Genomic DNA, 14,329 nt, shown 5'->3' with positions numbered 1-14,329 from the left:
CATTACTAATGTCAATGAAATGTTGGAATTCCTAGAAACAAATAATGAATGGTACAATTTAATTTTTAAGTAAGATGATTGCAATTAAATTAATAGATAATGTGGAAGTATTTGAAATTTTAGATGGGCATATCTACATAGGAAATAGCAAAGAAATTCTTAATTATAACGAGAATTTTAACACAATAAATAAAGTGGATATTGGAGTATTTCATATGAGAAAATTTTGCAATAACATATTAATACAGCCAAAAGAAGAAGAAAAGAGAGAGAGTATTTTTATAGTAAATAAAGATAATAAATTATTAGAGAATGAAATTCTTTTGAAAAGTTTTATAGACAAAGATAATATTTACATTCTTGGCTCCAATCGTAATATCTGCAAGTATGATAATGATTTAAATAAAGTGGAAGAGTATAATAATTTAGGGAAATTTCCTAGTTTATTTATTAACAATTATTATGTAAAGATACTAAGCAACACAATTTTTTATTATAAACTGAAAAACAATGAAATTCTCTGGCAACATTCATTTTCAGAATTATTGGAGGCAGAGCAAGGAGATGACTTTATTTTTCAGAATGGTAATATAGTTGTACATAATGGTAAAATCTATTTTTCTCTATTTGAAAACAACAGACATTTGAACACTGTTACTGTGTGTATAGATGTAGAAACAGGAAAAATAGAAAAAAAACACAAAGGATTTGCTGGCAATCTTACCCTATTTAGTAATAAAATTGCAATTGCAGGAGATAAAGTGGTAGAAATATTGGATTTAGAAACGCAAACAGTTTTAAAAAAAGATTACTCAAAGTATTTAGAAACAGATAATTTAAGTATAAGCTGGAATAGTTTTAAAATATCAGAAGATGAAATGTTTTATTTTATTGCAAGTGATTATAGACAGGGATCTTATATCGGAATTATTGATTTAAAAACAGATGAATTAATCTGGTTACACGCATTAAATCCTGATAAAGAAATATATGATATAGGTGCTTTAGATTTTAAGGTATCTGAAAATAGAATGTATGTGCATTGTTCTGATAAAAGTTTATACATCTTCGAAAAAGAATGAAAAAAGTATTCCTGATTATATCTTGTATTTGGGTTTCCCGCTCCGCATTCTATGATAAAAAACATTTATACATATTCGAGCGATTGGGTTCAAAAAAATCACCAAAAAAACCTCATTTACAACAATTTAACAATTCAAAACAATGATTTTGTACCTTTACTTTTCTAAAAAAGTAATGTATGGCCTTATTTGAATTACAACCTTCCGTTGCCTTGCAAGAATTCATTCGGGTCTATCGGATAGTACATTTTGTATTTGATTCAAAGGCAACGCTACCTTTTAAGGCTTATCCACCAAGAGCCGAACACTGTTTGAGCTTTTATCCCAAAGACACCGAAACAGTTTCTTACACCAAGAGCGTTACTAAGATTAGTAATTTAAAAAGCGTGCTTATCGGACAACAAAGTGAGATTACGAATCGTTACGTGGGCAATGATTTTTTGGTGTTTCAAATCGTTTTTCGTCCTGGAGCTTTATTCAGAATCACTGGCATTCCTTCTTATGAGTTAACCAATTCTTACATTGATGCAGAGACCATCTTTCCAAAAGAAATAAAGAACATCAACGAACAATTGCATCAGGCCAAAGATTATGTTCAGATGAAATCAATAATTGAATCTTTTTTATGGAGACAAGTACAAAACTCCAAAAAAGAGGCGCATCGATTGGATATGGTTTGCAATTCTTTATTGAGCGCGACGCAAAATTTCAGTATCGATTCACAAGCGCAAGCTTCTTGTTTGAGTCCACGTCAATTTGAACGAAAGTTTGTAGAACGCATGGGAGTTTCTCCAAAATATTTTAGCAAAATCATTCGTTTTGAAAGTACTTTCCGAATGAAAAACAAATATCCCCACTACGATTGGCTTACCATTGCGCTACAATGTGGTTACTATGATTACCAACATTTGGCCAAAGATTACAAAGAATTGACCCACCACACCCCTACTGCATTTCATTTATTGGATTTGAATTCTCCTGAGCGGAAATTTGGTGAAGCGGATACCTATTAAAATGTCGTTTTTTTACCATTTGTTGCTAAAATTTCATAGCAAATTTGTAGAGTAACCAACAACAAAAGCCTATGAAACGAAGAAACTTTATTACCGCATCAGCCGCTACCATTCCATTATTGGCTCTAGGGCATAAATTGCCTAATCCACCAACAAGAACCCCAAAAGGCTTTGTTGTAAAAGCCAACCAAAGTAGATTTGAGGAAAAAACCCTCATCAACGGCAGTAGTCCCAATAATATCAAGATTTCCTCCAAAGATACCGAGGGTGCCCTTAGTGTGTTTGAGTACATTGGAAATGAAAAAGGAGGACCGCCATTGCATATTCATCCCCATCAAGATGAGATTTTCTTTATTGTAAGTGGTGACTATCTGTTTCAAGTTGGTTCGGAACGCTATCAACTCCAAACAGGAGATACTATTTTCTTGCCGCGCAATGTACCTCATACTTTTGCCCAAATATCTTCCACGGGGAAAATGATTTTCTTTTTTCAACCTTCTGGAAAAATGGAGGATTTTTTTAGAACAATTGGCAACCTCACTGAACAACCAAAACCAGAGATAGCTGCTAAAATTTTTGAAGAACACGATATGAAAATTGTTGGACCTCCATTAGCTTATTGATTTAAAAAAAAAAGCGTTTATCTTTTGGTGCTAGTAAACAACGAGTCTCTACTCTTAATTAATTATCCTTTTGCAACATAAATTACAAAACAGGAGTATTCTTAAAACGATGCTGCTGTTTTTTTATGAAAACAAAACGTACTAGCCTAGCCCCGATTGTAGCGAAAATCCTCTTGTGCCGGGGTTCGGCATAAGAGATTGTAGCGGAAAGCGGGACGACTCGTGTGGTGCGCAAGGAAGTGGTGCTCCCAGAAAAGATTACGCATTTAATTGAGCATACGTAAGGAGAATAATGGCACATAACGCCAAGAAAATCCCCAAATAGTTCTTTTGGGATAGTTTTTCTTTAAAAACCAGCACGCCAATGAGACTGCCCAACACGATGACGCCCATATTCATTCCTGCAAAAACAGTGGACGGATTTTCGGAAAAGGCTTGGTGTGCTTTGAGGTAAAAATAGATGTTTCCAAAATTGAAAACGCCTACTGCTATTCCCCAAAGGGCATTGATACCTTCAATTTTTTGGCGTTGGATGAAAATTTCGTAGCCCACTACTCCACTCATCATCACCAAAGCCAACGCAAAAATGACCAAAAGCGAGCTGGTAAATGGCAGTTGGGTTTGCAAAGCGATTTGTTTGAACAATATATCGATGACTCCAAAACCCAGCAACACCATCGCAGGATAACCCCAATTGGAATTGCTATTGGCGGTGGGCTTGGACAAAATAAGCAGCAAGGCTGGAAATCCTACCCCGAAAGCCAACACTTTGAGTGTGCTGAATTGCTCCCCAAAAAGCAACCAAGACGCTAGTAACGGAATAAACAACGACAAGCGCTGTGCGGCATCGGTTTTGACAATACCGATATGCTGAATGGACTGTGAAAGCAATAGAAAAACACCCGGCAACAAGAGTCCGAGAGCGAGATACAACGGCCAAGGCGCTTGCACAACTAGCCTGCTAAATTCAGGCGGAAAACAAAAGTAGCACAGCAAGAGGGCAATGGCATAATTGGTCGCAATGATGGCTTTACTGTTGAACGCTGGGTGGTTTCTGAACCACTTGAAAAGGACGCCCACGGTAACACTACAAACGATACTTAGAATTAAAAAGAGCATAAGGATGAGTTTATTGACCAAAAATACAAATTCTGAGGGGGTTTTCTTTCTGCAAAGCATAGCATTGTTTACGCTTTTGTTCATAAAGTGATTTATGTTGACTATATTTGATTAAAAACGAAGTACTTGTAACCTAAAAAACCTTTCATTTATGACTAAAAAATGGTTGCCTTTGGGTAAAAAAATAGGTAATTTTTTTCTTATCATCGTATTCGTTTTGATAAGTATATATAGTATTTTGGGTTGGTATGTGGGCACTCATCACGACAAACTGTTACAAGAAGTTAGAGAAATAGCCAATAAAAATTGTAAAGGGGAAGTAAAAATTGGCGACCTAGAAGTACTTTTTTTTCGTGGATTTCCCAACGTGACCATTGCCATAAAAGAAGTCAGCATCAAAGATAGTTTGTGGGTACAACATAAAAGAACGTTGTTGCAAGCCCCTTCGATTTATGCCGAAATTCAACCTTGGGCTATTTTTTTAAAAAAAATAAAACTGGATAATATCAGTATCAACGATGCTAGCATAGATCTTTATGTAGACAAAGATGGATATAGTAATACTTCTATTTTTTCAAGTTCAAAAAAAACCAAAAAAGAGTCATCCTCAGGCATGTTATCACTTGAATTGAAAAAAGTTAGTTTGAAAAATGTACATTTTATTTCAGAAAATCAATCCAAATACAAAAAATTTGATTTCGAAATAATCAAACTAAAACTGAATGGAGCTTCAACTTTCTCCGGATGGGAAGGAAATGTTCACTTAGAAACTCATGCAAAAAGTATGGCATTTAATACCCGATATGGGAGTTTTGCAAAAGACAAAATTATCAAAGGTGAATTAAAAATTGTCCACCAAAAATCTGATGGTACAATAGCAGTAGATAGCGAAGCCCTAGCAATTGGAGAAGATGTTTTTCAGATTCATTCAAATTTTGGGGTTTCAAAAAACCACTCCAAATATTTAATTACTATCATCAATCCAAATATTGCGTGGCAATCTGCCTATTCATTACTTTCGAACAACATTAGTAGTAAGCTCAAAACATTTAAATTATCCCAAAAATTTGATGTGCAATGTGATATTGATGGAGACTTTAATGTGGAAGGTGATCCCTACATCCACGTCATTACACATATGAAAAACAACGAGCTTTCCTATTTTAAACACAAAGTAACCGACTGTTATTTTATGGGTGAATTCACCAATCGATATAATAAAAATAAAGCGACTGGTGATCAAAATTCGGCTGTTTTATTACATGATTTTAGAGGAAAAACAAATACCATTCCTTTCAAGACCAAAAAAATGATGATCTTAAATTTTGAAAAACCTATAGCTTCTGGTTATTTAGAAACTCGTTTTGATCTAAAACAATTGAATGCAACTCCATTGAAAGAATATTTTAAATTTAGCAAAGGAAAGGCCGCTATTCAAGTACTATTCAAAGCCGATGTGATTGATTTAGAGATGAAAAAACCTTATCTCATAGGAGTTGTCAATTTTGATCATGCTGATTATACGTACGTTCCAAGCAATACAAAATTTCATAATACTACTGTTGATTTGGAATTTACACCCAAACAATTAAAAGTAAATTCTATAATAATCAATACCAAAAACAGTGCTGTGACCATGAACGGTTATTCGGATAATTTCATGAATTTATATTATAATGATCCTCAAAAGATTTTTATTTATTGGAAAGCCAAAGCCAAAAAACTAACCGTAGATGATTTTTATTCAGGGGAAAGCCCTAATAAACCAACCAGTAACAACACCAATACTTCAAAAAAAAGTATGGCATCGACTCTAGATCAAGACTTATTTAGCACCTTACATCAATCAAAAGGAAGTATTGGTTTAGTAGCAGAAGAATTGATTTACAAAAAATTTAAAGCAAAAAATGCAATTGCAAAAATTAGAGTTGCCAATGATAGTATTTCTTTAAAAGAAGCTTCAGTTCAATTTGGCAATGGTGCATTAAGCATAAAAGGAAGCATTTCACATCAAAACAAAGTCAATCCATTCACAACCAACATACAACTGAAAAATGTAGATATTCAAGAAGTACTATACGCCTTTAACAATTTTGGTTCAACTACCATAACACATAAAAATATTGAGGGAAAAATGAATTTATCCAGTACACTTTCAGGCGCATTTACTTCCAAAGGGGATTTTATCCAAAAATCTGCAATTGGAAATCTCAACTTACAATTGAACAGAGGTGAGTTAATTCAATTTGATCCCCTAAAAAAAATTGGTAAATATGCTTTCCCTTTCCGAAACTTTGATCGTGTTAAAATTGAACCCTTACTCATCAATCTGACTCTTAAAAATGGAATAGCTGAACTAAAGCCAACTCCCGTAAATAGTTCTGTTATTAACTTGGATATGACAGGATTTTATGGTTTTACTGGAAATACTGATTTGCAAGTAGACATTCACTTAAGAGATCCCCAAAAAGACAAAGGCATTACCAGTAAAAAAATATTAAAGGAAAATCGAAAAAAAGGCATCACAATTCATTTACAAGCTATAGATGACGAAAAAGGAAATATCAAAATTAAACTGAGAGGGAAAAACGAAAAACTGCAATAAATAAAAGGGTTTAGCATTGAACTAAACCCTTTTCAAATTATAATTTACTGATGTAACTCCCAAACGGATCCTTGAACTGATAGCCTTCTGAAAACCGATCTTTGCTCAACTTTTTATGGGCAGCCAACCCCCACAACAAGAATTCTTTCATAAAATAGTAATCTTCTTTAGGCAATTGTGGTTGGTATTTTTTGATAATGACTTCTAATGGTGTCACACTATCCAAAATAGTTTGATACTCTGAATTCGTGGCATCATCCAATAATTCGAAACCACTTTCGGCAAAAAACCATTCTAAAGTATCGGTATAAGCCGTTTTTTCTCCTTGTTTTTCCAATTTTTCGATCTTAGGAAAATAGCCTGGAAAAAAGGTACGAATCGCATCATTAATCAAATGTTGGGCGACCACCGCAGCGCCTTCTTGTTCCCCTTCATAAACCAATTCTACTTTTCCGGTTATGGCTGGAATCACGCCCATAAAATCAGACAAACGCACTGTTGTTGTGCTTTCTCCTGCTTTTAAAGCACGTCGTTCAGCCGTACTAATCAGATTTTCGTAGGCCGTGATGCTCATTCTAGCACTCACACCACTTTTTGGATCAATAAAATCGCTATCTCGCGCTTCAAAGCTAATTTGTTCCAACAAATCTTTGGCCAAAGCAGGAACATACACCACATCGGTCTGACTGCTTTCGAGTTTGGCTTCTTGCTGCGTAATGGTACGAGCAATGGCAATAGTTTCTGGGTAATGCGTTAAAATTTGAGAGCCAATACGGTCTTTCAAAGGTGTAACGATACTACCACGATTGGTGTAATCTTCTGGATTGGCGGTAAAAACAAACTGCATATCCAAAGCCATTCGTAATTTATAACCTCTAATTTGAATATCGCCTTCTTGCAAAATATTAAACAACGCTACCTGAATACGAGCTTGTAAATCGGGCAACTCATTGATGACGAAAATACAGCGATTCGCTCTGGGAATCATACCAAAATGAATCACACGATCATCCGCATACGACAATTTTAGATTCGCTGCCTTGATAGGATCGACATCCCCAATCAAATCGGCTACTGTTACATCGGGCGTCGCTAATTTTTCATAAAAACGTTCGCTTCTTGGCAACCAATCTATGGGTGTAGCATCGCCTAATTCGGCAATCAAATCCTTGGCGTAACGAGAGATTGGGCGGAAAGGATCATCATTAATCTCAGAACCTGCCACAAATGGAATGTACTCATCCAATAATTCGACCATTTTTCTAGCCAAACGCGTTTTCGCTTGACCGCGAAGCCCTAACAAATTGATATTGTGTTTCGACAAAATAGCGCGTTCCAACTCTGGAATCACCGAATGTTCAAATCCGTGTACCCCTTCAAAAGTCGGAATACCCGCTTGTAATTTCTTCCTCAAATTATCGCGCAATTCTTCTTTAATCGTTCTTGGCTGATAACCCGATTGTTTTAATGCGCCTAAAGTGGTACTATTATCTATTTTCATATGTAGTAATTATTACTTTTCTGAGGTCATTAAGTAAACTTCTCAATTGGTATTGAATGCCTTAAATTATATATTTTAACTTCTTTCTTAAAATTGCTTCCTAAAAAACACACCCCCACCCCCTCTAACTCCAAGAGTATATTTTTTATGGTAGTCGTTGAATCTTCGATTTCAAGAGGAGAGAAGTAAAAACAAAAAAATCGTTATGGTTTACTGTTTTGCTTCTCTTTTACTAATTTCTATTTTTCTGACTTCTATATTCTGACTTCTATATTCTGACTTCTATATTCTGACTTCTATATTCTGTCTTCTATATTCTGACTTCTATTTTCTGACTTCTATTTTCTGATTTCTATATTCTGACTTCTATAATCTTCTTTCTGAACACTTCCTTCTGCCTTCTGAACACTCCCTACTTAATCCGCTTCTTTCGATTCGCTTCATAATCCTCAAAAATCATTTCACCCAATCCTTTCAAACCCGTATAAAAGGCTTTTCCTTGATTGGCTTCGGTAAAATAGGTCACGAATTTTTGCAAATACGGATCATTGGCAATCATAAACGTGGTGATGGGAATATGTAATTTTCTAGCTTGTTGCGCCTGAGTATAACATTTGTCTACAATATATTGATCTAAGCCATTACTATTCATATAATACGAGCCATCTTTCTCCCGCACGCAACTTGGCTTCCCGTCGGTAATCATAAAAATTTGCTTGTTGGTGTTGCGTTTTCTTCGGAGTAAATCCATGGCCAATTGTAAACCAGCAACAGTATTAGTATGATAAGGTCCGACTTTTAGATACGGCAAATCCTTAATAGCAATCGTCCAAGCATCATTTCCAAAAACCAAAATATCCAAAGTATCTTTTGGATAACGTGTTGTAATCAATTCGGCCAAAGCCATCGCTACTTTTTTGGCAGGCGTGATGCGGTCTTCGCCGTACAAAATCATACTGTGGCTAATGTCAATCATCAAAACCGTACTCATTTGGGCTTTGTATTGGGTGTCCTCGACCACCAAGTCGTTTTCCGTGAGTTTAAAATCGGCTACCCCGTTATTGATTTGGGCATTGCGCAAACTTTCGGTCAGCGAAATACGTTCTAGGCTGTCACCAAAATGAAACTCTCGAAACTCACCTGTATGTTCATCACCATTTCCGCTATGTTTCGTTTTGTGATTGCCATTCCCCGAGCGTTTCATCGTACCAAAAATGGTATCCAACGCTTGCTGACGGATCGCGCGTTCGGTTTTGGCCGTAATACCCGTTCCTGGGGTGCCATCATCTTTCAATTCCTCACGGATATACCCTTTTTTCTTTAAATCTTCAATGAAATCATCGATAGTATAACTGGCATCGGTCAATTTATATTCCTTGTCCAATTCACGCAGCCAAGCAATTGCCTCGTCAAAATCGCCCGAAGTATGCGTAATTAATTCTTTAAAAATAGGGAACAATCGATCAAACGGCGACTGAAATGGCGCTTCGTAGGTCTTAAAATAAAATCCAGCACGGTTTTGGTTTTTCATCGCAAACAACAAAATTGGATTATGAAAATATAGTTTTAACTAAAGAGTAGCAAATCGCTTCTTGTGCACATAACATCCCATCACTCTTCATTGCTAATTAAAAGTACAGCATTTGAGTGGGGTTGTTCATAGAACGAATACTAATTTTTAGTTAAAAGCAAGAAATCAAAAACAAATCAATCTACCTTTTTAAATACCAACTCAATACCCGAAGAATTGGTAAGTAGTAAGCGCATATTCTCAATCCGATAAGTGGTACTACTTTTTAAAGAATGCAACAGTTCGCTCTCTCTAGTAATAGGTTCACAAGCCATTTCTGTTGTACTTATATTGGTGAAACGTAAAATGCCTTTTTCAAAGAAAACCGTTCCATTCATACGATTGCAACCTGCAAACCCCATAAATGTTCCTGTGTTACTATTGATTTCCAGATAAGGGATTTCCTTCGGAAACTTTAACGAAGACAAATGCTCCCCATTCATTTTTTCGAGTGCCCATATGTCGTGTAATTTGGGATCTATAATATAATATCCACAACCCGAAAAAGTATTGGAACTTTTAGAATTGTTTGTCATTTCAACTCGAACCGTATAAGGGAATTCTTGACCAGACATTGTATTGGTGCATTTTTGTTGTTCTATAGTGATGATTGCCGTTCCAGTAGACGTAGTCAATCGATAGGATTTTACATTGGCATCCATTGCTCTTACAGGATCAATATGCGGCGCAGTAAATGACTTAAAATCGGGCAATAATGAACTAAATGCAATCTGTGTAGCACTAATTTTCAAGCTCCACTCAGGTTCGTTTCCCATCGCTCGAAAATAAATTCCTTGCTCTAAATTCTCTTTTTGGTCTTGATATAATTGGGTTGGTTGCTCTTTAGCTAACGTTACCGCTATAGTGGTAATTGGGGCTTTACAACTTAAAAACAAGGATATAAAAAAGAGTAATACACTACATTTATACATAACTTTCTGTTTTAAAACCAACCCTTAAATTTAGTAAAAAAACTACTAAGTCTCAAAAAAAACACCGTCTCTATAAAACCAAAATCCGTTCACATACTCAAAAGCAGAACGTTCGTGATGAATGTAAGCATTGCCATCTGGGCCAACAAAATAAGCTTTAAATTCAACGATAGTTTCCTCATAAGAAACAATCTCTAATTTTTGCCATTGGTTTTCGTTTGCCCAGCGCAAAATATCCTCTTTAGAAAATAGATTTCTCGTGCTTTGGTGCGTAGTCGCTATTAAATAGTCCACATTTTTAACCACATAAGCACTGTATCGAGAACGCATCAAAGCCAAAGCGGTTGGTGCGGTTTCGTACCCTAAAATGTACTTTGCACAACATTCCACAAAGGCTATTCCTGAGCCACAAGGACAAGAATTATTCTGCATCTTCTGGGTTGATTTTCTGAAACAACTGATTCAACAACACTTGATATTTACTGATTTCGATCAAATCGGCATCATCTTCAGAATGATCTAATAGTTCGTCCAAAGCTTCGCTGACTTCGGTTAGTTTATTATTGGCTTCGCGGTTTTGTTTTTGTGCCATCAAATCGATGATTTCTTGCACTTGTATTTTCAATTGGTCATAGGGATTCTGGCTCATATTATTCATTTTTTAGACGCTTGATCTGCATTAAACTTTTTTACAATTTCTTTTAATTTCTCCTTGCGCTCCATAGCGGCTTTCTTGGCCTTATCTTGGGCTTTGTGCAGTTTGTCGTTGTGCAACTTTATGTTTCTTGCGTTGTTTCTTCCCATTAGATGCTTCGTTTTATATCCTCTAAAGTACGTTCAGTGTAGATAAGTTCCTCAATTATTTTTTTCCTTAACTCGTCTAGGTCATCATAATCAAAATACTTAGCCCAATTGGTCAATTCAAATAAATTCCGAATTTGTTTGATCTTTTTGGTGGTTTCTAAACTCGTTCGAAGCACCGCTTTTTGATCGTAGCTAGGATTATTTTTATGCTCATAATTGACCGTTCGATTCGAATAATCGGCTGCTATATAATATAGTTTTTCTTCGGCATTATCCGGATAAAAATGCTCCCATTGAGCAAAACCTAATTTGTATTTGGAACCAGTAGCCGGAGCCAAAGGCAGTAACCGCCATTTGCTATTGGCAAATCGTCCCCAATGATTAGACAAACGATACATACCTTGTGCAGTATAATAATACTTACTGCCAGAGGCACTATGATATTGTACTTCAAGTTGGGCTATATGGTCCATTGTTACTTCGTGAAAAACACAAAACGTATTTTTAAAGGATTGGGGGGCGGGTCTAAAATTGGTATTCATAAGAACAAAGGTAAGTAGAATTAAAAAAAAATGTGAACCCCATGAAGGAATTAACTAATTTTGCACGTTTAACTAAATGTAAAAATATGAACAAAGAAATCCCAAGCAAAATGCTGAAAAAAGGCATTTACACCGGAATATTGGAGCAAGATGAGGATAAAAATTTCTTTTGTGGAAACTATTTAATCGATTATAAAATGGCACAACAGTTTCAATTAGGAGACGTCATTACCATAAAATCTGTTATTGAAAACCCAAGCGATAAAAGTTACGACAAGTATCCAAAGAAATCGCGTAACTTCGACAAAGCCAATTTAAAACCAGAACAATAATAGGTTTTTGAAGCTGTTTTTTGATTTTTTTAGAACGTGAAATTGAAAACATAAAAAAAAGTGTACCTTTGCAAAAAATTTGTCGATTTTGAATCACATTTCATCATTTGACCTTAAAATTCAATAAGTTACCTTATTTATGAAAAAAATCGTAGAATACCGTAAGCTGCTTAATGTAGACAAAACTGTAGAACTAAAAGAATTAAAAACTATTTATCGCAATGCGATGAAAGATGCGCATCCTGATAAATTTCAAGGCGATGAAGAAGGATTAAAAGCCGCTGAAGAAAGAAGTAAAGAAATTATTGAAGCGTATCATTTTTTGGTAAGTATCAATCCTGAAACAATCAAAGCCAACTTACCAGAATATAATGAAACAGTTAAATCTTGTACCATTACAGATTACAAATATGAAGATGCTAGATTGACTGTAAACTTTTCTAACGGAAGTGTATACGAATACCTTAGCGTACCAAAAGCAACTTATGTAAAAATGGTCAACGCAGATTCTCCTAGTAGATATGCCAAAAGACATATTTTTAATGCTTATGCTTGGAGAAAAACCATAAACCAAGATTAATTGCATTAAAAAAACACTATATAAAGCACTCGTTTAGAGTGCTTTTTTCTTTTTATTCATAAAACTTCCTTAAAAAAGAAAGTACAAATCAAAAAATTAGGCTACATTAGTGTGTGTAATTTATAAATTTAAATATTTTTGCAATCAATTAAATAACAAAACTTAAAAAATGAAAAAAGTCATTTTATTATTATCAGCTTCTGTTGCCTTGTTTTCTTGCAACAAAGACTCTTACACTATTAGTGGTACTGCCAAAGGAATTGCTGATGGAAAATCTATTATTTTAGAATCTCAAAACGAAATGCAAATGACAGTAGCCATTGACACTGTTAAAGTGACCAATGGTAAATTTGAAATGGAAGGTAAAGCTACAGAACCTGCATTTCACTTATTAACCGTTGAGGGAATCGAAGGGAAATTGCCATTCATTCTAGAAAACGGATCTATTGAAATTGTAATCAACAAAGATACCCTTCAAAAATCTAAAATTTCAGGAACTTACAACAACGATGAGTACATGGCTTTCAACAAAGACATGGAAGTAGTTCAAAAGAAAGCGATTGATTTTCAAAAAGCGAATACTCAAAAAATGAATGAAGCCCAAGCTAAAAAAGATACTGCAGTTATCAATAGCTTAATGAGAGAGTTCATGACTATTCAACAAGAAGTAAACAAGGCTTCTAAAGACAAATACATTAGCTATGCTGAAACACATCCAAAATCATTTATTTCTGTGTTAATTGCGCAAGGTATGTTGAACGATCCTTCTGCTGATGTGAAAAAAGCAGAAAAAATATTCGAAAGCTTAGACGAATCATTAAAAAACACTAAACCAGGTAAAGCGGCTAAATCACGCATAACTCAAATTAAAGCTCCTACCGTAGGTGCCTCTGCTACACCAGCAGCACCAGGTTCAGCGAAATGAAGAGCTGATTTTTCAGCACCCAATCCACAAGGAAAACTAGTTTCTTTAAAAGAAAGTCTTGGTAAAGTAACTATTGTAGACTTCTGGGCTTCTTGGTGTGCTCCGTGTCGTAAAGAAAACCCTAAAATGGTAGCTCTTTACAAAGAATTTCACGCTAAAGGACTAAACATTGTTGGTGTCTCTTTAGACAAATCAGCAAAAGCCTGGAAAGAAGCTATTGCAAAAGATAAATTAACTTGGACTCAAGTTTCTAACTTGAAGTTTTGGGACGAACCCATCGCACAACAATACAAAGTAGAATCAATTCCTGCTACCTTTGTATTTGACGCTTCAGGAAAGTTAGTCGCACAAGGATTGAGCGGCGAAGCTTTAAAAGCTAAAGTAAAAGAATTACTATCTAAATAGCGAAATTTAGAGCATTTAAAAAAATCTCCCTTCATGGGAGATTTTTTTTTGATTTTTATAGTACTCACTTCCAATACATTAAAAAATAATCAAAAATTAAGTCTCTTTTTTGTTTGGAAAGCTCAAAAGTGTTCTTATATTTGCACCCGGTTAGCGCAGCAAGCCAGTCTTGCTCTACCTTGGGAAGATACTCAAGCGGCCAACGAGGACGGACTGTAAATCCGTTGGGTAACCTTCGCAGGTTCGAATCCTGCTCTTCCCACAAAAAAGTCCCGATGTAAATCGGGACTTTTTTT

15 protein-coding genes, 1 tRNA gene and 1 pseudogene are annotated in these 14,329 nt (G+C 35.3%); 9 read left to right on the top strand and 8 right to left on the bottom strand.

The features are described from left to right. The first annotated feature begins 74 nt into the window (after positions 1-74). The 3 genes from ACZIX2_RS13930 to ACZIX2_RS13920 all read left to right on the top strand — a co-directional run bounded on the left by ACZIX2_RS13930 (position 75) and on the right by ACZIX2_RS13920 (position 2,718). Entirely contained in the window at positions 75-1,082 is a 1,008-nt protein-coding gene (locus ACZIX2_RS13930; protein WP_463340707.1) for a PQQ-binding-like beta-propeller repeat protein, read from the top strand. A 179-nt stretch (positions 1,083-1,261) separates the two neighbouring features. Next, a complete protein-coding gene (locus ACZIX2_RS13925) occupies positions 1,262-2,095 on the top strand; it encodes a helix-turn-helix domain-containing protein (RefSeq protein WP_463340706.1) in 834 nt (277 codons plus the stop codon). Between the two features lie 71 nt (positions 2,096-2,166). After that, entirely contained in the window at positions 2,167-2,718 is a 552-nt protein-coding gene (locus ACZIX2_RS13920) for a cupin domain-containing protein (RefSeq protein ID WP_463340705.1), read from the top strand. Between the two features lie 258 nt (positions 2,719-2,976). Here the strand turns inward: ACZIX2_RS13920 and ACZIX2_RS13915 are convergent, their stop codons facing one another. Then, on the bottom strand, positions 2,977-3,921 hold the full coding sequence (locus ACZIX2_RS13915; RefSeq protein WP_463340704.1) for an EamA family transporter: 945 nt from the start codon (positions 3,919-3,921) through the stop codon (positions 2,977-2,979). 67 nt (positions 3,922-3,988) lie between these two features. On the opposite strand from ACZIX2_RS13915, the gene ACZIX2_RS13910 reads away from it, so the two are divergent. Then, positions 3,989-6,442 carry an AsmA family protein gene (locus tag ACZIX2_RS13910; protein WP_463340703.1) on the top strand — a complete coding sequence of 818 codons (2,454 nt, stop codon included), beginning with the start codon at positions 3,989-3,991 and terminating at the stop codon, positions 6,440-6,442. A 37-nt stretch (positions 6,443-6,479) separates the two neighbouring features. Here ACZIX2_RS13910 and ACZIX2_RS13905 read toward each other — a convergent pair whose 3' ends face one another. The 7 genes from ACZIX2_RS13905 to ACZIX2_RS13875 all read right to left on the bottom strand — a co-directional run bounded on the left by ACZIX2_RS13905 (position 6,480) and on the right by ACZIX2_RS13875 (position 11,791). After that, positions 6,480-7,943 (bottom strand): magnesium chelatase, encoded by a 1,464-nt coding sequence (locus ACZIX2_RS13905; RefSeq protein ID WP_463340702.1) that lies wholly within the window; start codon positions 7,941-7,943, stop codon positions 6,480-6,482. 412 nt (positions 7,944-8,355) lie between these two features. Then, on the bottom strand, positions 8,356-9,474 hold the full coding sequence (locus tag ACZIX2_RS13900; RefSeq protein WP_463340701.1) for a vWA domain-containing protein: 1,119 nt from the start codon (positions 9,472-9,474) through the stop codon (positions 8,356-8,358). Positions 9,475-9,650: 176 nt separating this feature from the next. Beyond that, on the bottom strand, positions 9,651-10,445 hold the full coding sequence (locus tag ACZIX2_RS13895) for an META domain-containing protein (RefSeq protein WP_463340700.1): 795 nt from the start codon (positions 10,443-10,445) through the stop codon (positions 9,651-9,653). 45 nt (positions 10,446-10,490) lie between these two features. Then, complete coding sequence (locus tag ACZIX2_RS13890; RefSeq protein WP_463340699.1) at positions 10,491-10,877, bottom strand: YchJ family protein; 387 nt, start codon at positions 10,875-10,877, stop codon at positions 10,491-10,493. Then, positions 10,867-11,094, bottom strand: coding sequence for a hypothetical protein (locus ACZIX2_RS13885; protein ID WP_463340698.1), 228 nt, complete (start codon positions 11,092-11,094; stop codon positions 10,867-10,869). Before ACZIX2_RS13885 ends, ACZIX2_RS13890 begins: the two co-directional genes overlap by 11 nt. A gap of 5 nt (positions 11,095-11,099) precedes the next feature. Next, positions 11,100-11,249, bottom strand: coding sequence for a hypothetical protein (locus tag ACZIX2_RS13880; RefSeq protein WP_463340697.1), 150 nt, complete (start codon positions 11,247-11,249; stop codon positions 11,100-11,102). Then, positions 11,249-11,791: a hypothetical protein gene (locus ACZIX2_RS13875; RefSeq protein WP_463340696.1), complete on the bottom strand. Its 543-nt coding sequence runs from the start codon at positions 11,789-11,791 to the stop codon at positions 11,249-11,251. The genes ACZIX2_RS13880 and ACZIX2_RS13875 overlap by 1 nt, the downstream gene beginning before the upstream one ends. Before the next feature lie 86 nt (positions 11,792-11,877). On the opposite strand from ACZIX2_RS13875, the gene ACZIX2_RS13870 reads away from it, so the two are divergent. The 5 genes and pseudogenes from ACZIX2_RS13870 (at position 11,878) to ACZIX2_RS13850 (ending at position 14,295) form a co-directional block, all read left to right on the top strand. Continuing rightward, entirely contained in the window at positions 11,878-12,123 is a 246-nt protein-coding gene (locus ACZIX2_RS13870) for a hypothetical protein (protein WP_463340695.1), read from the top strand. 139 nt (positions 12,124-12,262) lie between these two features. Then, positions 12,263-12,703 carry a KTSC domain-containing protein gene (locus ACZIX2_RS13865; protein WP_463340694.1) on the top strand — a complete coding sequence of 147 codons (441 nt, stop codon included), beginning with the start codon at positions 12,263-12,265 and terminating at the stop codon, positions 12,701-12,703. 169 nt (positions 12,704-12,872) lie between these two features. Further along, complete coding sequence (locus ACZIX2_RS13860) at positions 12,873-13,628, top strand: DUF4369 domain-containing protein (protein WP_463340693.1); 756 nt, start codon at positions 12,873-12,875, stop codon at positions 13,626-13,628. 18 nt (positions 13,629-13,646) lie between these two features. After that, positions 13,647-14,033 (top strand): annotated as a pseudogene (locus ACZIX2_RS13855) (TlpA family protein disulfide reductase); the annotation flags it as partial. A gap of 181 nt (positions 14,034-14,214) precedes the next feature. Further along, positions 14,215-14,295, top strand: a tRNA-Tyr gene (locus ACZIX2_RS13850). Positions 14,296-14,329 lie beyond the last annotated feature (34 nt).

It is taken from the genome of Flavobacterium riviphilum, assembly GCF_055231795.1.
The sequence above is the reverse complement of the archived record's forward strand: the minus strand, read 5'-3'. Positions and strand labels throughout refer to the sequence as shown.